The following is a 16,297-nucleotide window of genomic DNA, read 5'->3' as shown; positions in this document are numbered from 1 at the left end:
CGCCGCCCTACACCTCTACTTTAAGGGTAGCTGGCCGGTCCGTCACTTCAAACAATTCGCCGTGGGGCACAATGGTAATCTGGCCGTATTCCTGCAATAGCATCTTATAGGCATCGGCCACGGGCCGGGGCTTGCGGTCGAGGTCGTAGAGACCGCAGGCGTTCAACGTGCCTTTCTGCTCGGCCAGGCCGGTTTCCCAGTCTACCTGGTCGATAAGCGAATACCACGTAAAGCCCAGCACCGGCACGCCTTCCTTGCGCATCCGCAGCACATTCACCCACTGCTTCCAGAGCCACATCGGGGCCAGGTCGGCCTCAAACACGTTGGTTTCGGTGTGCATCACCGGCTTTTTGTAGCGCTGGTAGTAGTCGTGGGTGATGTTGTACCAACCCAGCACGTCCATGCTGGTCTGGATGCTGCCGTTGGGCAGCATAATCTTCTCGTTGCGGCCGTAGTAGTCGTTGCCCATTATCTGGTAGCCGGGCGGCTCGCCGGCCATAAACCAGTCGTACTCGGCGCGGGTCAAGCCATTGTCATACAAGTAGTTCATCACTTCGCCGTCAGGGGCGTGGGCATACAGCAAATCCAGGGAGAGAAAGCGCTGCTTATTGGCCATTTGCACGGCGGGCGTGTGCTCGGCGTGCAGCTCGTGCATAAACTCCGCCGACTCGCTCTGCACGATAATGCAGTCGGGGCGGTGCTTCGCAATTTTTTGAGTACCCATGATGCTGGCCGCCACCGTGTGCTTGAGGGCCGTCACGAAGCCGCGGTCGGTTTTGAGCTGCTCGTTCCAAAGGCCATCCTTGGCGCTCGACTTGGCCGTGACGTAAATCTCGTTCACCGGCGTGTAGTAGCGCACCCAGGGGTAGCGCTTGGCCACTTCCTCGCAGTAGGCCGCAAAGTGCACCGGCAGCTCGGGGTTCTGGAAGTTGCCCACGAAGTCGGGCACCCCGAAGTGCATCAAATCCAGGATGGGTGTGATGCCCAGCCGCTGGATTTCGGCCATCGCCAGGTCTGCGAATTCCCAGTCGTACTTATCGGGGCTGAGCTGGATGTTATAGTACGGCAGACCGTAACGCAACACCTTCAGTCCCATCTCTTTCACCAAGCCCAAGTCCTCTTTATAGCGATTATAATGGTCGCACTCGCGTAGCAGGTCGCGCCGGGTCTGGCCGTGGTTGATGGTGGGGTAGGAGCACTCAATACCGGTGGCAAACATGAAGTTGTTGGGTAGCCCCGTGGGCAGCCCGTTGCCGTTGCTGCCACGCGCGCCCCCAAACTGGTCGCCCTCGTAGCTGCCGGTGCCAAAACGGTCTTTTATCTCGGTGAGAAAGGATTTCATGGAAAGTATGGTAAGCTCCAGCTTGCCGGGTAGAAGGATAGGGTAGGCGTTAGCCCGCCGCCAAAAGGATTATACGGAGCGTATTATTTAAATAATGGCAGGCTAACGCCTACCCGCCTACGCGCTGCTGCTCCAGAAACCTATCCGCGGTGCGTAGGCTCAAGGCCATAATCGTGAGGGCCGGGTTTACACTCAACGCGCTCGGGAACACCGAGTTGTCGCAGATGTACAAGTTAGGTACGTCGAAGGCGCGGCCGTTGCGGTCTACCACGGCATCGTCGCCGCTGAGGCCCATGCGGGCCGTGCCGATAATGTGCGCGTAGCGGTCAAACGACCAGATGTCGGTAGCCCCGGCGGCTTCCCAGATGGCGCGCATCGTCTTTTCGGCGTGGGCCGTCATGCGCACCTCGTTTTCCTGGGCTGTGAAGTGCAGGCGCGGCTTGGGCAGCTGCTTGGTGTCCAGCTCATCGCTCAGCTCTACGTGGTTATCGGCGTGGGGCAAGCAGTCGCCCAGGATGTTGATGCCCGCAATGTGGTTGAACTGCCGCATGTAGTCGCGCATGGCCTGGCCCCAGAGCTTGCGCCCCCGCGCCGCCTGGCTCGCAAACGTAACCGGCATCACGCCAATGCTTTGCAGCAGGTAGCCACCCACAAAATCGGCATCTTTCGGCCGGTGCGTATCCTGCGAGATGAGGCCGCCGGGAATACCCTTGTTGGGCCGCACCTCATCCGGGAAAGTGCCCCACACCTGAATGCCGGTGTGCGCCATCAGGTTGCGCCCCACTTGCCCGCTAGTTAAGGCCAACTCACTGAGCAGCAGCAAGCGCGGCGTCTCTACCGCGCCCCCACAAAGAAACAGATTCTTGCAGGCTAGCCGATGCTGCTCGCCATTTTGGGTATAAATAACCGCCGCTACGTGGCCGCGGGCATCGCGCTCAATCTCCGTCACGAAACTGTTGGGCCGAATATCCGCCCCGTACTTCACGGCCAGCGGAATGTAGGTGACATCCATGCTGGCTTTAGCCCCGTTGGAGCAGCCCGCCTGGCAGAAGCCGCGGTTGGTGCACGCCTCGCGCCAGCCCACGCCCTCCTGGTAGTAGCGCGCCGACAGCGCCGCGTTGGCGGCCGGCGCGGTCTTAATCCCGATTTTGTCGGCCCCACGCACCATCAGCTGGGCGGCGCTATTGAGCGGTAGGGGGGGTAGGGCGTAGCCCTTGGGCCGGGCCGGTCCCCAGGGGTAGGGCGTGGGTCCAGAGATGCCCAAAAACTGCTCTACTTCCTCGTAGTAAGGTGCCAGGTCGTCGTAAGTCAGCGGCCAGTCCTCGCCCACCCCAAAGTCGCGCTTGATGTGGAGGTCGTCGGGCAGCGGGCGGGGAGTGTAAGCAGTGTAGTGCAGCGTGGAGCCGCCCACGCCGGTGCCCGAGTTGTTGCGGCCCATTGCCAGCGGGTCGCCGCCGGCCGCCAGCCGCTCATCGTTCCAAAACAGAAAATCCTGGGCCCGCTCATCAGTAGCAAACTCCTTTTCGGGGTTGTGCCAGGGGCCGGCTTCCAGCGCCACCACCTTGAGGCCCGCTTGGGCCAGGCGGGCCAGCAGCGGCGCGCCGCCCGCACCCAGCCCAATCACGATGCAATCGACCGCCTCGGCGGCGGGGGGTAGGGGCTGCGGCTTTTCCTGGAGCGTGGGGGCCACGTCGTTGGCCGCCAGCAATTCGCGCAGCAGCGGGTCCTGAATGGCGGGCTTGGTCGGGGTCAGCAGACCTTCTTCGGCAATTTCTTCGTCAGGCATAAAATTGATGTGCTGATTTTTTGATGTGCTAATGTGCTTTTTTGATGTGCTGATTGGCTAGCATGTTAGGATTTCAATAATAAATATGTTCATGTAACCACCATATTACCCACTTAGTACATCAACACATTAAGAAATCAGCACATCAATTTTCACGCGGGTCTTTCTCGTTGAGACCGATTTTGGTCCAGGCAGGCAGGTCGGCGTAGCCGACGTAGTCGATTTCATCCTGCGCCCAGGGGTGAGCGTAGTAGATTTCGGTCAGTTCGGCCAGCATTTCCTCGAAAAAGCGGCCGGCGGGCAGCGTTTGCCAGGCCGCGCCGGGCGGGTTTTCACCAGCCAACGCCTTGACTACCTCGTCTTGCTTAGCGGGTTCAAGCTGCTCAAAATCAACCTGAAATAAGCTTTGCGCAATTTCCTGGATGCCGCCCAGGCCCAGGCGGTACGCCTCGCGGTCGGGGGGTAGGGCATCGTAGCGCCAGCCGTCGGACTTGCCCTCGGCCAAGCGCTGGTCCACGGACGGGGCTAAGGCGATGGGTACCGGCCGCTCAGGCTGCGGGAAGATGCGCGCCGCCACGGCTACCAGCAGTTGGAAGGTCTCGGGGGCCAAAAACCGCGGCTCGTAGGGGGCCACGTTGTCGGCCAGGCGCTGGGTGAGGGCGGCGCGGGTAGCGGCCGACACGTGCGCCGTGGGAAGGAGTTCCTGAAAAGTCATACCAAAAAACGGTTGGAAGCCCGCCCACTGCCGGCTAGCAGCGTGGGAGAGCCGAAAACTGAACGGCAAAACCGGCCAGATGTTTAGGGGAAACTTACTCGTCGCTGCTGAGCTTACCGCCCGTCACGTGCACCAGCGCGCCAGTCATAAACGAGCCGTCCTGCGAGGCTAGTAGCACGTAAGCCGGCGCTATTTCTTCGGGTTGGCCGGGGCGCTTCAGGGCCACCTCGTGGCCAAACTTCGCAATCTCCTCCCGCGGCATGGTACCGGGGATATTGGGCGTCCAGACCGGCCCCGGCACTACGCAGTTCACCCGAATATTGCGCTCGCCCAAGTACAGTGCCAGCGACTTGGTAAGGGCGTGAATACCAGCCTTCGTGCAGGCATAATCGACCAGTAACGGAATGCCCACGATGCCCACGATGCTGCCCGTATTGATAATGCAGTCGCCGCTCTTCAAATGCGGAATCACGGCCTGTGCCATCCACATGTAGCCCAGAATATTGGTATCGAAGGTGCGCCGAATCTGGGCCTCCGGGATGTCCTCAAATTTTTCCTGCGCCAACTGAAAAGCCGCGTTATTGACCAGGATATTGAGCCCGCCCAGCTCAGCCCGCACCAGCCGTACCGCCTGAAACGCCTGCTCACGGTCGCGTACGTCGAGCTGCAAGAGCTGGCACTTGCGCTTTTCCAGCGCTACTAAGCGCTGGGTTTCCTGCGCATCCTCCTGGTTTTCATTGAATAAGATGGCTACGTCGGCCCCTTCCTTGGCAAAGGCAATGGCCACTGCCCGCCCAATGCCCGAGTCGCCGCCCGTGATTAAGGCCACCTTGCCTACCAGCTTGCCGGCGGCCTGGTAGGCCGCCAGGCTGGTCTGGGGCTGAAGCTTCATATCGGCCTGTTTGGCGGGGTAAGGCAGCTTCTGGGCATGCTCCTTCATATCCTTAGCGGTGGGGCGCTTGGGGGGGGTAGGGGGCGCAGCGGGTTTGCGAGTAGCCATGTGGAGAAGGTTGGGAAGGGTCTGGGGCTTACGTAGAAACCGCCGGGCGCGGCTGGCGGACAAGCCGGAGCCCCGGTTTTACCCCAACCGTCATAGTGGGGTTTTTCTCAAAAATAAAATAGTATCCTAAGCAGTTGGTTCTTTGGACGTAATCAGCCAACGGTAGTGCTTGTACTGGTCGGAATGAGCAATCCGAACGTGCTAAAAGAGAGTATGGTTAGTAGTTTGTAAGCAACAATACGCTATTAATTTGACCGTCGTAAGATAATTAAATTTTATGAAGAAATTATTACTTTTCTTATACTTGCTAGCTACTGCCGGCCTCGGCTGCGCCGCTCCCGCCCCCGCGCCGCCGCGCCTGAGCGGCCAGTGGCAAGGGCCACTAAAAGTGCCCGGCGGTTCGCTCACGCTGCTCATTACCATTGTGCCCCTCAGCAACGGCACTTACTATGCGGCCCTCGACGTACCGCAGCAGCGCATCAGCCGGATGCCGGTCGAGGTTGAGTTGAAAGATGATAACCTGACGCTGCGCATGGAGCAGGCGGGCAGCCGTTTCGAGGGTAAGGTGCTGGCTGGAGGCAGCCAGCTCATTGGCACCTGGCAGCAACCGGGCCTCAAAACCGAGCTAACCCTGACCCGTGGCACCGCTCCCATTGCCGCCCAGGCCACCAAAAAGCTGCGCCTCACGCCGCCCTACCGCGAGCAGGACGTGACCTTCTATAACGCGGACGATAAAATCAAACTGCGCGGCACGCTTACTGTGCCCAACGGCGAAGGGCCTTTCGCGGCCGTAGCTCTGCTCTCTGATTCGGGTCCGCAAGACCGCGACTCGGACCTGCAAGGCTACCGCATGTTTGGCATTTTGGCCGATTTTCTGACCCGCCACGGCTTGGCCGTGCTGCGCTTCGACGACCGGGGGGTAGGCAAATCGGGCGGTGACTACACCCGCTCAACCACCGCCGACTTAGTGAGCGATGCGCAGGCGGCAATGGAGTTTTTGCGCAGCCGACCCTTCGTGGCTCCCGCGCAGGTGGGCCTGCTGGGCCACGGCGAAGGGGCCAACGTGGCGCTATTGGCCGCCGCTGCGCCCGTGCCCGAGGAGGCCCCGGCCTTCGTGGTGTCGCTGGCTGGCTACGGGCAGCCGGGGCGCGAGGTGCTGCGCCGCCAGCAGGGCGAGATTCTGCGCCTCATCGGGGCCGATGGCGGGCAGGTAAAAGCCGCTCAGGGCCTCTACGACCAGCTGGTAGAAGCTGTGCGCCAGACGCCTAGCCCGGCGGCGGCCCGCGCCAAGATTGTGGCCCTGCTGCGCGGCAGCAACACGGGGGTAGACGAGGCAATGGCCCGCGCCCGCGCCGTGCAGCTGACCTCGCCCTGGGCGCGGTTCTTCCTCGATTTTGACCCCGCCACCCGCCTACCCCTGGTACGCTGCCCGGTGCTGCTGCTCAATGGCAGTGCCGACTTGCAAGTTGCGGCCGGCCGCAACCTGGCGGCGCTTCAGCGGGGGCTGCGGCCGGCCCACCAGCCCGTGCAGGCTCACCGCCTGGCGGGCGTCAACCACGCCTTTCAACCCGACCGCATGCAGTGGCCCATCGTGGCTGGCGAGCAGCAGGCCGTCTTCGCCCCCGAAGGCTTTAATTACCTGCGCGACTGGCTCTTATCCTTCACAAACCAAGCTAAGGCTCCGGTACCCGTGACGGTACGCCGCCCCACACCACGCACCAAGGCCACCGCGCGCGGGGCGGGGCGACGCATAGCTGCTGCGCATTAGCCGCGGGCCCGTGGCTAGGGTAAGGGCCGCAGCACCACGCGGCGGTTGCGCGGGCGCTCGGCCGGCTGGCGGTTGTCGGCCACGGGGCGGGCCCCGCCGTAGCCCACGGGCCGCAGGCGCTCGGCCGCTACGCCGCGGGCGGCCAGGTAGCGGCACACGGCCTCGGCCCGCCGCCGCGAGAGCTGCTGGTTGATGAAGGGGTCACCCTGGTTGTCGGTATGGCCCTGCACTTCGAGCTGCAGGGTGGGGCGGTGGGCCAGCGCGGCCGCGAGTGTGTCGAGGCTGGCCTGCACGGCTGGCAGCAACTCAGCCTGGCCTTGCTCGAAGTAGAGTGCGGGCAGTGTTACGGCCTGCCCGGCAGCCAAGCGGGTAGCTACGGCCGCCGCCCGGCCCGAATCGCGGCGCGCGGCGGTGGGCAATACCGGCTTCGGCGCGGGCATCGGCGCGAGCCGTAAATAGCTGCGCGGCCGGGGCTTGCTGAGGGCCGCAGACTGGGGTAGCAGCGCGGCTTTAGAGGCGGCCACCAGCCGGGCCGGGGCCGGGGCTGGCGGCGCGGCAGGGCGGGCGGGCTCCGAGCTGGGCGCAACGGCGGCTGCGGGCGACGGGCTGGGCGGGGCCGCGGGGGTAGGGCGCTGGCTAAACAGGTAGCGCGCCGGAATTACGACGGGTCCCGGCTCGTTGGGCACCTTGCCCCACAGGTTGCGCCAGCTGCTTTCGGCTGAGGGGGTAGGGGGCGGGGCCCAGGCCAGCCGCGCCCGCGTCGAAAAGGAATATTGACAGTAGTCTATCCGCAGCGAATAAGGCTCCCCAGCTTGGAGGTCCACGGCCAGCTGGTAGTAGCTCAGCGACTGGCCCCGCCACTCATTCAGTAGCTCTTGGCCATTGAGCCACAGTCGGATACCATCATCCACGCTGATGTGCAGCACGTAGCGGCCCGTGGTGGGCGGCACCAGCCAGCCCGTCCAGCGCACTGAAAACTCTTCGGCCGCCAGGCCCGCCGCGGGGCTTTGCTGGTGCCAGTCGAAGTTGATGACCGGGTCGCGCCGGGTCAGCACCTGGCGCTCAAAATTGCGGCCATCGTAGTAGGTGCCCACTAGGCCATTCCCCACCTGGCGGGCCTGCGCCCCCGCGCCCAGGGGCATCGCGCCCAGCGCCCAGCAGTATATCAGCCCTCTGTGCCACACCATACCGCAAGGATACAGCTTCGACCCGATTAGTTGCCAGCGCCAGCCTTGGCCGATAGCTATCCCAAAAAGGGGGGTAGGGACTCGCCGCTAAAAATTCAGCCCGCAGTGAAAGCAGTGGTGCGCGCGCCCTTGCAGCGGGTAGCGCCGCAGCCTCGACAGTAGGGCTACGAACCAGTGCGCCGCGCCCGGCTCGGCGGCCGCGTCGAAGCTCACGTCCTGCGAGCCGCAGCGTGGGCAATGCTCGCCGCCCGGCGTTTCGGCTCCCGTTTCGGCCAGGCCGCCGCGGGTAGCCTGCATCACGGTGGGCTCGCGCAGGGCCTCCACGGCACGGGCCGCGTCGCGCTGATACACGTGCAGCCGCACGCCCCCCGCCACCGGGCTATACATGCGGTTGAGCGACACCAGGTTTTCGTTGGTCAGAAAGCACGGAATGCCCGCCGCCTCCAGCCGGGTGCGGGCCAGGTGCGCCGCCAGCGGCTCGTAGTACGACTCCAGCACGATAATATTTTCCGAAGCGGGCACGGGCTACTTATTGATTGTTAGTCTTTTATTATGGCGAGCTGCGCGAAGCAATCGCACCAGAAAAGGGTGGTGCGGGGGCGATTGCTTCGCTCGTAACAGTAGACGACTTTTGCGTAATTCCTAAAACGACCAACAATTATCCTTCAACAATCATTTTTTTGTCGCGGCTTGCAGGTCTTTGGCCGTGCGCTGGGCGCGTAAAGTCGTAAACTCGGCCTGCCAGGCCCGGATGCGCAGTTCGTCGCGGGCGGGCAGGTCGAGGCGCACGCGGGCCAGCTGGTCGTTGAGGCGGCGGTAAGTGGCCTGGGCATAGTCCCAGTCGCGGGCATCCCAGCCGGTGCGGCGCACGCGGGTGGCGCGCAGCAGCTCGCCGTAGGCCCCCGCAATAGTGGCCACCGTGAGGCCCGGCACTTGGTCGGCGTAGCCGCCCAGCAGCTGCTGGTCCATCACTCTTTGCTTTTTGGGGTCGAGCGGCACCGCCCGGCGGGCGTGATTAGCCGAATCGAAGCGAGCCGTTTGGCGGCCCAGGCGACGCAGGGTGTGGCCCGCGTGCTGGGCGGCCGTGTCGAGCTGGCGGGTTTCCTGGCGCACGATTTCTTGGCGCTCGCGCGGGGTCGAGTCGCAGCCAGCCAGTGCCAGCAGGCCAGCGGCCAATCCCCAATGGGCAGTTTTCATCCTGCCAAGCTACGGCCGGGGCCGCGCTCAGGGCTGCGCCAGCCGAAAATTCAGGGGTAGCTCGTACTCCACAGCCACGGCGCGGCTGCCCAGCCGGGCGGGCACCCACTGCGCGGGCAGGGTGCGCGCCACCCGCAGGGCCTCTTCGTCGCAGCCACCCCCGATGCGCTGTACCAAATGGTAATTACTGGTCTGCCCCAGCGTGTCAATCACGAAGGCCACCACTACTTTGCCCTGAATATTACGGCTCACTGCCTCTGCCGGGTACACCAGCCGGCGCGTGTACTCGGCCAGGGCTGCGTCGCTACCGATGAAAAGCGGCGGCTGGTCGGGACACACGTAGCTCCACTGGCCGGGGCTCAGCTCAGCGTGGCACGTCACGTCGGGCCCCGGTCGAAAGTACAGCAGCCTGCCCGCGTCGTAATCGTAGCGCTGCACTACCACCTTCTCGCCCGAAGGCGTGTAGCCGTAATATTCCCACACGCCGGTCTTATGGCCTTTATTCAAAAAACCCTTTTCAAATCTTGTCTCTCGCGTGCGCTGCGCCTGGGCAGGCTCACTATTTATTAGCCAGCTTATTAGGGCTAAAAATGCACCCAGATAATAACGAGTAGAAAGAAACATAGAGCGAGTGGGTATAGTTAAAAAAATACAAAATCCGTGCCTCTAATGTACCCCACTGCTGGGTACGAGTAAGGGGGTAGGGCCCAAAAAAAAGCACCGGCTGCCTCATGGGCAGCCGGTGCTTTTAGCTAGCTAGTTAAAGCCGTGATTAGGGCATCAGTACTTTGTTGATGACGTGAATTACGCCATTGCTCTGCATCACATCGGCAATGGTTACCGTGGCAATGCCGCCTTTCTCGTCCTTCAGCTCGATAGTCTTACCCTTCATCATGGCCGTCAGCGACTCGCCCTGCACGGTTTTTAGGGTAGCCTTGCCGCCCCCAGCCTTAATGGCCTTCATCAGGTCGGCGGCCGTCATGGTACCGGCTACCACGTGGTAAGTCAGGATTTTGGTGAGGGTTTCCTTGTTTTCGGGCTTCAACAGGGTGTCAACCGTGCCGGCGGGCAGGGCATTAAACGCCTCGTTGGTAGGCGCAAATACGGTGAAAGGACCGGGGCCCGACAACGTTTCAACAAGGCCGGCGGCCTTTACGGCAGCTACCAGCGTGGTGTGGTCCTTGGAGTTAACGGCGTTCTCGATGATATTTTTGGTGGGGTACATCGGGGCACCGCCTACCATCACCGTTTTAGCCTTCTGGGCCGAAGCCGTTTGAACGCCGGCCGTGCCGAGCAGGGCTACTACCGCGAGGGTTGCAAAAGAGAATTTCATGGGTAAAAAAAGGAGTAAAAGAAAAAACAGTTAAGGTTGCAATCTGCTCCACCTACGGCCCGGCGGTGATAAGTGGATGTTGGACGTGTCAAAAAATCTCTCTAGCAACTTTAGAAGCTATTCGAACGCTGCTATGCTTCGCAACTAAGGAGGGGGTAGGTCGGCGCATTCTCAAATACAGCCTATTACTCCAGCTTCTGAGAGTTATACAAACAGCTTTAGCTTGTTGTTTAGATTTTTTTTACTTGAAAATGAAGTTACAAGCTCTCGGATAGCAAAAAAATAGCGGCCTGCCCTTGCCTACCCCCACCTTTTGCCTACCTTTGCACCACCAACCGCCACCAAGGCGGATAAACCTCAAGCGAGAGTAGCTCAGTTGGTAGAGCGCGACCTTGCCAAGGTCGAGGTCGCGAGTTCGAACCTCGTCTCCCGCTCCAAAAAACGCCGCCCTCGGGTGGCGTTTTTGTTTTGCCCTATAGTTGGGTTTCTGCGTACCTTTGGGTATTGCCGGAGTGGTGGAATGGTATACACGAGTGACTTAAACTCACTTGCCTTCAGTGGCTTACGGGTTCGAGTCCCGTCTCTGGTACGAAAAACCCCGTTTGCAGGCTGCAAACGGGGTTTTATTTGTTTGGGGTACAGTACCGGGTACAATGGACTTTGGCTAAGCCCTAGGCTTCCCTGAAAATGGCTGCTTTTTAAGCAGTCTTCCTTATTCTTAAATACGCCTGAGTTTTAGTTGCCAGCTTACCCCGGTAAATGGGCCGGCCTGCTCACGGGTGCGCTAGCCCGTCTTTTTGCTGGCCTCACTTTTTTATTTATGGCCTTGCTTACCTTGGCCCAACTGGGCTTACCCGCTGCCTACAAAGGTATTCAGGGTAATGAGGCCAGCAACTTGAAGCTGGGTGATAATATGCTGTCCGCCTTTCGGGAGGAGTTGGACTTGGCCAGCAGAGCACGCTGAATGCCACCACCCCCGCGCAGGCATCAGCAGCAGCTCCATCCTGGGCCTGCTCAGTAACAGCAACTAGAATCGCACGCGGTCCCAGGCCGACTTGGGCATTCGCCAGGATGCCTTTCACCAGTAGCAGAGCCAGCACTTGAGCAGCTTGCTCGATAAGCAAGCGCAATATCAGCGGGCCGACCAGCAGACGCTCGACACAAACCGAGCCGCGCTCAACTAGGCCAGCAAGACCAATAGCTTCGGCGCGCTCAACGCGGGTAGCCAGATTGTCGGCTACGCCCTGACGAAGTCAAAGATGGACAGCAACGAGCAAGGCAGCCTGAACTACCCTTTAATTCGAGGTATTGGCAAGAAGGTAGCGCTAGCGGCGGCGAAAGTCCCGAGTGTGAGTGAGCCCGGCCTTCTCCATAGCACAGCTCCCGGTGGGGCTTCTTCAGCTTTACTGCCGAACCGCTTGCTACTGCTCCTTTACCGACGAAGCAACGGCAGCCGCCTACCTGTGGCAATTGGGCTAGCTGCCCTACTGCGGCGCATCCATGCGATTACTAGCCTACCCCATCTTCTCCGCCGCTACTACTTGCCAGCAGCGCCGTAGCCAGTGCTGGGCGTCGTCCAGATTCTGAAAAATCTGCAACTCAAACGGCAGCGCGGTAGTGAGCCGAGGGGGAATAATATCCGAGTGCCGGTCGGACTGGACCACATGGGCGACGTAACGCAAGCCTAGCCGGGCGGCTTCCGGCATCCACACCTCCGCCAGCCAGTCGAGGCTGTCAAACCAGGGCCCGCGCAAGCGGCTATTGTCGTTCAGCAGCAGGGGGCTGGGGGTGTGCGCAGCGTGCCGTAAATAAGCTTCGGCCCCCTGCATTGCCTCCATCGGGTCCACATAGCCGCGCCAGGTGGCGCGCAGCCAGTGGTTGACTTCCTCGTACGTAAGCACGCAGGAGCTTTGGTCACGGGGGTCAATAGTGCTGGTTAAAAGCATCTGGAGGAGGAAGGAAAAGAGACCGCAGCAGGGCAATGGGCGAAAGTACAGGTCTTAGGCTAATTACAAAGCGTTTCATTACTCGTTTCGCGGTCGCACAGCTCGGGCGAACCGCGCCCTGAAGGAGGGTAGCCACCGGACCCGGCCCGAGGGCCTGCCGCTCGTCAGGCGCGGCAACTGGCGCGAAACAGCTGGGCGTCCGCGCGTTGGAAGTGGGCTAGTACATGCGCTGCTTCCTCGGCACTCTGCACGGGCTGCTCCAGGAAATCAAGACCAAAGTCATGCCGGCCACCCTGCTGGAAGGATGGGGCGAAGGTAGCCACATACAAGATTACTGGGCAGGCGTTACCGGAGGCCCGGTTCTGTCCCATCGTATATAAGGCGCCCACTTCGCCGTCCGCAAACAGAAAGCGTTTGGCGATTTCACCGGGAAAGCAGGAGGTGAGTACCTGGTCGATAAAATCGGCACGGGTAGCACTGAATTGGTGCATCGGGGGAGGGGCAACGCCACGTACGCGACGGCAGCTTCCACAAAGTTACTTACGGCCGCTGCACTCGGAAGCAGGTAAGGGAAATTGGTAATTGTCAGTGCGGGAGCTTCAGCCACACCGTCTAGGCTTTTTCCTAAAGTCAGTCGCCAGCTGAATCCCACACTACACTTATTACCTCATCCAAAACAGCTAATAGCAGCTCTAGAATGGCCCGCTCCAAGGCCGAGGCGACCCACGCTACGGCGAACCTAGCTCGCCGGTAGGCGCCGCTGAAAGTGCAGCTGCAAAATCTGGTCGATTTTCTCCTTCGTTAGGGGCTTGCTCACCAAGCCGGCAATACTTAACTCCTCCAGGCGGTCTAGGTCGCGGGCGTCCATAGTGGTAGTGAGCATGATGATGACCGTAGCCCCGCGCTGGGTGGCGGGCAGCTGACGGTAGGCTTCGAGGAAGGCGATGCCGCCCATGCCGGGCATCTTCACGTCTAGCAAGATAAGGGCAGGCTCACCGGGCTCGTCGGTGTGGGCGATGAGTTCCAGGGCCTTGGCCCCGTCCTCGGCCGTGAGCAGGTGGTCGGTCACGTTAAGCTGCTTGAACAGCAGCTCGTTTAAGAAGTTATTGGTCGAATCGTCGTCGACGAGTAGTACGCTGGAAAGCTTTTCCATAAGATAAAGACCGGCCTAAGCGGGCAGTGAAACGGTGAACGTGGAGCCCACGCCGGGCTGGCTTTCGACGGTGATGGTACCGCCGGCGTTTTCCACCAGGCGCTTGACCATGAACAACCCCACGCCCGAGCCCTCGACGTGAGTATGCAAGCGGCGGAACATGCCGAACAGCTCGCCCTGCTGGGCATTGCTGAGGCCCAGGCCGTTGTCCTGCACGGCGAGCACCAGACGGCCAGGGGTGCAGTGGGCGCGCAGTTGCACTTGGGCTAGCCGGTCGGGGGCGCGGTACTTCACGGCATTGCTGAGCAGGTTGTAGACTACCGAGCGCAGCGTTTTGGGGGCCACGCGCACGGCCTGGCAGCCGTCCATGACCACGGTCAGCGTGACGGGGGTAGTTTCCAGGAGCGGGGCTAGGTCGAGGCGCACGGCGTCGATGAGGGCGGGTAGGTCGGTCGTCTCGGGGGCATCGGCCCGTTGTAGCTGGGAGATGTCGGTGAGGTAGCCGATGGTCTGCTGGAAGCGGGCTACCGAGCCTTCCATCAGTTCGAAAAGGCGTGGCACTAGGTCGGCTTGCAGGGCCTCGGGGGGGAGCTGCTGGCGCAGGGCCAGTAACAGGCCCTCGATATTAGCAATCGGGGCCTTGAGGTCGTGCGAGGCCGTGTAGACGAACGTATCGAGGTCGGTGTTGGTGCGCGTGAGGCGAGCGTTGGTGTCATAAAGCTCCTCGTTGATGGCCGCCAAGTTTCCGTTGAGCGCCTGCACTTGCTGGCGGACCAGCACCTGCTCGGTCACGTCGTACACGAAGGCAGCGACGCCCACGATGCGGCCTTCTTCGCGGTAAGCCTGGTAGGCGAAAGTAACGTACCGCGGACTGCCGGGCTGAAGCTCCGCCAGTGCCATGTCGATAACTACTTGCGGCTCGCCCGTTTCAAATACCCGGTCGAGCAGGCGCACCAGCCCGGCCAGTTTAAGGCGCGGGTACACTTCGCCCAGGCTGTGGCCGTTCAGCGGGCCGGTCCATTCCTCGGGCGGAAACAGCGCTTCAAAGGCGGGGTTATAGTAGTCAATGCGGTGGTCGGGCTCGCGTAGCAGCACAATGGCAGCCGGCGTCTGCGCAAATATCTGGTAGATATCCTGCCGCTGCTGCGCCTGGCGCTGTACGACGGCCAGCATGGCGGCTTGCAGGGTCTCGGCCTGCTTGCGGGCCCGCACCCGGTCCGTCACGTCCAGCACGAAGGCCAGCACCCCCTGCGTTCGCTGCTGGCCGTCTTGCAACGGCTGATAAATGAAATCCACATAGCGCGGCTCAGCCTTTCCAGTTGCTTGGTCGTGGAGCATAATCAGGATTTCGGTGCCGATGAAGGGCTGACCTGTGGCGTATACCTGATTCAGTAGGTCGATGAAGCCCTGCTCCGCTACTTCGGGCAGTACCTCGTTGGCCGGGTGGCCCAGGATAGCCCGGTCAGCCACCATATTCTGATAGAGCTCATTGAAGAAAGTGAATCGATGCTCAGGGCCGGCGAGGGTAGCGATGGCGGCCGGCACCTGCGCCAGAATCTGACTGAGCAAATGCTGCTGCGCGGTAAGCTGGCTTGTGCGCTCCGCCACGCGGACTTCCAATTCTTGGTTGAGCTGTTCGACTTGCTGGCGGGCCAGCACCTGCGCGGTCACTTCGGTAGCCACCACCATAGCCCCGTCGATTAGCCCCGCGTTGTTGTACATGGGCACGTACACGAAATCCCAGTACACGGTGTCGCGCCGGCCCTCGCGCTCGTGTACCGCCTCCATCCCCCGCGATACGTGCGGCTCGCCAGTGGCCATCACGCCATCGAGCAACTGCTCGTAGCCCATGCCGGCTACTTCGGGCAACGCCTCAAATAGGCCTTTGCCAAGGAGCTGCTCCGGCGTGCGGCCCCAGAGCCGGCACACGGTAGGGTTAGCTAGTTCAATAACGTAGTTCGGGCCCCGGTACACGGCAATGGCCACCGGTGCCTGCTCAAACAAGCGCTCCAGTTCGCCACGCTGGCGCTCTGCCTCCGTCCGGGCAGCCTGCTCGCGGGCCTGGCTGAGGCGCAGGGCCTGTTCAACGGCCGTGCGCGACTGGTCGTTGCCATCTGTGAAACTTACTACCAACCGGGGGCCCTGGCGCTGGGCCACCAACTGAAAATAGCCATCCAACCCGTCGTATTGATAATTAAATTGGTGCCGCCCGATTTGTCCCGCTAAGAAAGTGTCCCGGTAAAAGGCGAACACGCCTTCTTGTTGCGCCGCCATCGGAAACAGAGTCAAGAAGGTTTCAGACGGGCATTCTGGTAACCGCAGCATGTGCTGAGCGGTGGGATTGAGGCGCTCGTAGGCCAAATCAACGATGGTCGCGCCCCCAGTCTCGTAGACCGGGCGAAAGAGAATCACGCCGGTTAGCGAAATGGTGAGTAACACCTCCACCAAGTCAGCTGGGTTAGTATCGTTGGGCGGCGCTAGCACAGAAGAATCGGGCATGAGGAAGGGCGAAGGGAACTTAAGTATGGGTGAAGGTACTGCTAAGATTTTCCCTTGCCTTTCTGACAGCGCAAGCAGTAAGAAACCGCTACTGTGAGGCCTTGAGTAAGATTTATTGGCTAACACAGTCATCTTTACCAGGTCTACTGCGACAGCGTATCAGTAAGCTAAGCACCTACGTGTTTGGCTCACCGGCACCTGCACCTGCACGAAGTGGAACTAACTGTCCCCGTGGGTGAGGGGCTGTTGCAGTATGTACCGTTGCGGCAAGTACTGCAGCCGCCGACTATCGGCCCGACGTGACCAGCTTTGAGCAGCAGTTGCAGCGGGCGCTGCCGAACCTGTAAGCAGCTCAGCACTAGCGCGGACCG

Annotated in this window: 15 protein-coding genes and 2 tRNA genes; 4 read left to right on the top strand and 13 right to left on the bottom strand. The window is 61.3% G+C overall.

Features of this window, described 5'->3' with window-relative positions; genetic code table 11:
• Positions 1-7 precede the first annotated feature (7 nt).
• The 4 genes from LC531_RS17225 to LC531_RS17210 form a co-directional block, all read right to left on the bottom strand.
• Entirely contained in the window at positions 8-1,342 is a 1,335-nt protein-coding gene (locus LC531_RS17225; protein WP_223652463.1) for a family 1 glycosylhydrolase, read from the bottom strand.
• A gap of 109 nt (positions 1,343-1,451) precedes the next feature.
• On the bottom strand, positions 1,452-3,128 hold the full coding sequence (locus LC531_RS17220; protein WP_223652462.1) for a GMC family oxidoreductase: 1,677 nt from the start codon (positions 3,126-3,128) through the stop codon (positions 1,452-1,454).
• 145 nt (positions 3,129-3,273) lie between these two features.
• Positions 3,274-3,843, bottom strand: a complete 570-nt coding sequence (locus LC531_RS17215) for a gluconate 2-dehydrogenase subunit 3 family protein (protein ID WP_223652460.1) — start codon at positions 3,841-3,843, stop codon at positions 3,274-3,276.
• Positions 3,844-3,937: 94 nt separating this feature from the next.
• Positions 3,938-4,843 carry an SDR family oxidoreductase gene (locus LC531_RS17210; protein WP_223652458.1) on the bottom strand — a complete coding sequence of 302 codons (906 nt, stop codon included), beginning with the start codon at positions 4,841-4,843 and terminating at the stop codon, positions 3,938-3,940.
• 304 nt (positions 4,844-5,147) lie between these two features.
• On the opposite strand from LC531_RS17210, the gene LC531_RS17205 reads away from it, so the two are divergent.
• Entirely contained in the window at positions 5,148-6,611 is a 1,464-nt protein-coding gene (locus tag LC531_RS17205) for an alpha/beta hydrolase family protein (protein ID WP_223652455.1), read from the top strand.
• 14 nt (positions 6,612-6,625) lie between these two features.
• Here the strand turns inward: LC531_RS17205 and LC531_RS17200 are convergent, their stop codons facing one another.
• From LC531_RS17200 to LC531_RS17180, 5 genes are all read right to left on the bottom strand, one after another.
• A complete protein-coding gene (locus LC531_RS17200; RefSeq protein WP_223652453.1) occupies positions 6,626-7,798 on the bottom strand; it encodes a PA14 domain-containing protein in 1,173 nt (390 codons plus the stop codon).
• Between the two features lie 87 nt (positions 7,799-7,885).
• Complete coding sequence (locus tag LC531_RS17195) at positions 7,886-8,320, bottom strand: putative signal transducing protein (protein ID WP_223652450.1); 435 nt, start codon at positions 8,318-8,320, stop codon at positions 7,886-7,888.
• A gap of 150 nt (positions 8,321-8,470) precedes the next feature.
• Positions 8,471-8,995, bottom strand: coding sequence for a hypothetical protein (locus tag LC531_RS17190; protein ID WP_223652448.1), 525 nt, complete (start codon positions 8,993-8,995; stop codon positions 8,471-8,473).
• 27 nt (positions 8,996-9,022) lie between these two features.
• Entirely contained in the window at positions 9,023-9,502 is a 480-nt protein-coding gene (locus tag LC531_RS17185; protein WP_223652446.1) for an energy transducer TonB, read from the bottom strand.
• Between the two features lie 265 nt (positions 9,503-9,767).
• On the bottom strand, positions 9,768-10,328 hold the full coding sequence (locus LC531_RS17180; RefSeq protein WP_223652444.1) for a fasciclin domain-containing protein: 561 nt from the start codon (positions 10,326-10,328) through the stop codon (positions 9,768-9,770).
• A gap of 361 nt (positions 10,329-10,689) precedes the next feature.
• Between LC531_RS17180 and LC531_RS17175 the strand changes: the two genes are divergently transcribed.
• The 3 genes from LC531_RS17175 to LC531_RS17165 all read left to right on the top strand — a co-directional run bounded on the left by LC531_RS17175 (position 10,690) and on the right by LC531_RS17165 (position 11,292).
• Positions 10,690-10,765: transfer RNA gene (locus LC531_RS17175), tRNA-Gly, on the top strand.
• Positions 10,766-10,834: 69 nt separating this feature from the next.
• A tRNA-Leu gene (locus LC531_RS17170) sits at positions 10,835-10,917 on the top strand.
• 231 nt (positions 10,918-11,148) lie between these two features.
• On the top strand, positions 11,149-11,292 hold the full coding sequence (locus LC531_RS17165; RefSeq protein ID WP_223652442.1) for a hypothetical protein: 144 nt from the start codon (positions 11,149-11,151) through the stop codon (positions 11,290-11,292).
• 550 nt (positions 11,293-11,842) lie between these two features.
• On the opposite strand, the gene LC531_RS17160 is transcribed toward LC531_RS17165, so the two are convergent.
• The 4 genes from LC531_RS17160 to LC531_RS17145 all read right to left on the bottom strand — a co-directional run bounded on the left by LC531_RS17160 (position 11,843) and on the right by LC531_RS17145 (position 15,926).
• A complete protein-coding gene (locus tag LC531_RS17160; protein ID WP_223652440.1) occupies positions 11,843-12,274 on the bottom strand; it encodes a hypothetical protein in 432 nt (143 codons plus the stop codon).
• Positions 12,275-12,438: 164 nt separating this feature from the next.
• Complete coding sequence (locus LC531_RS17155; RefSeq protein ID WP_223652438.1) at positions 12,439-12,765, bottom strand: hypothetical protein; 327 nt, start codon at positions 12,763-12,765, stop codon at positions 12,439-12,441.
• 248 nt (positions 12,766-13,013) lie between these two features.
• Positions 13,014-13,427 (bottom strand): response regulator, encoded by a 414-nt coding sequence (locus tag LC531_RS17150; RefSeq protein WP_223652436.1) that lies wholly within the window; start codon positions 13,425-13,427, stop codon positions 13,014-13,016.
• A 15-nt stretch (positions 13,428-13,442) separates the two neighbouring features.
• Positions 13,443-15,926, bottom strand: a complete 2,484-nt coding sequence (locus tag LC531_RS17145) for a PAS domain-containing sensor histidine kinase (protein WP_223652434.1) — start codon at positions 15,924-15,926, stop codon at positions 13,443-13,445.
• Positions 15,927-16,297: the final 371 nt, after the last annotated feature.

The sequence above is a fragment of the Hymenobacter psoromatis genome (assembly GCF_020012125.1).
Classification (GTDB): Bacteria; Bacteroidota; Bacteroidia; order Cytophagales; family Hymenobacteraceae; genus Hymenobacter; species Hymenobacter psoromatis.
The sequence above is the reverse complement of the archived record's forward strand: the minus strand, read 5'-3'. Positions and strand labels throughout refer to the sequence as shown.

What these genes read in the sequence shown, in the direction of transcription:
- LC531_RS17180 (WP_223652444.1), bottom strand. Translation starts at nt 10,328, where the DNA reads ATGAAATTCTCTTTTGCAACCCTCGCGGTAGTAGCCCTGCTCGGCACG.
- LC531_RS17165 (WP_223652442.1), top strand. Translation starts at nt 11,149, where the DNA reads ATGGCCTTGCTTACCTTGGCCCAACTGGGCTTACCCGCTGCCTACAAA.
- LC531_RS17215 (WP_223652460.1), bottom strand. Translation starts at nt 3,843, where the DNA reads ATGACTTTTCAGGAACTCCTTCCCACGGCGCACGTGTCGGCCGCTACC.
- LC531_RS17225 (WP_223652463.1), bottom strand. Translation starts at nt 1,342, where the DNA reads ATGAAATCCTTTCTCACCGAGATAAAAGACCGTTTTGGCACCGGCAGC.
- LC531_RS17220 (WP_223652462.1), bottom strand. Translation starts at nt 3,128, where the DNA reads ATGCCTGACGAAGAAATTGCCGAAGAAGGTCTGCTGACCCCGACCAAG.
- LC531_RS17200 (WP_223652453.1), bottom strand. Translation starts at nt 7,798, where the DNA reads ATGGTGTGGCACAGAGGGCTGATATACTGCTGGGCGCTGGGCGCGATG.
- LC531_RS17190 (WP_223652448.1), bottom strand. Translation starts at nt 8,995, where the DNA reads ATGAAAACTGCCCATTGGGGATTGGCCGCTGGCCTGCTGGCACTGGCT.
- LC531_RS17155 (WP_223652438.1), bottom strand. Translation starts at nt 12,765, where the DNA reads ATGCACCAATTCAGTGCTACCCGTGCCGATTTTATCGACCAGGTACTC.
- LC531_RS17160 (WP_223652440.1), bottom strand. Translation starts at nt 12,274, where the DNA reads ATGCTTTTAACCAGCACTATTGACCCCCGTGACCAAAGCTCCTGCGTG.
- LC531_RS17150 (WP_223652436.1), bottom strand. Translation starts at nt 13,427, where the DNA reads ATGGAAAAGCTTTCCAGCGTACTACTCGTCGACGACGATTCGACCAAT.
- LC531_RS17210 (WP_223652458.1), bottom strand. Translation starts at nt 4,843, where the DNA reads ATGGCTACTCGCAAACCCGCTGCGCCCCCTACCCCCCCCAAGCGCCCC.
- LC531_RS17145 (WP_223652434.1), bottom strand. Translation starts at nt 15,926, where the DNA reads ATGCCCGATTCTTCTGTGCTAGCGCCGCCCAACGATACTAACCCAGCT.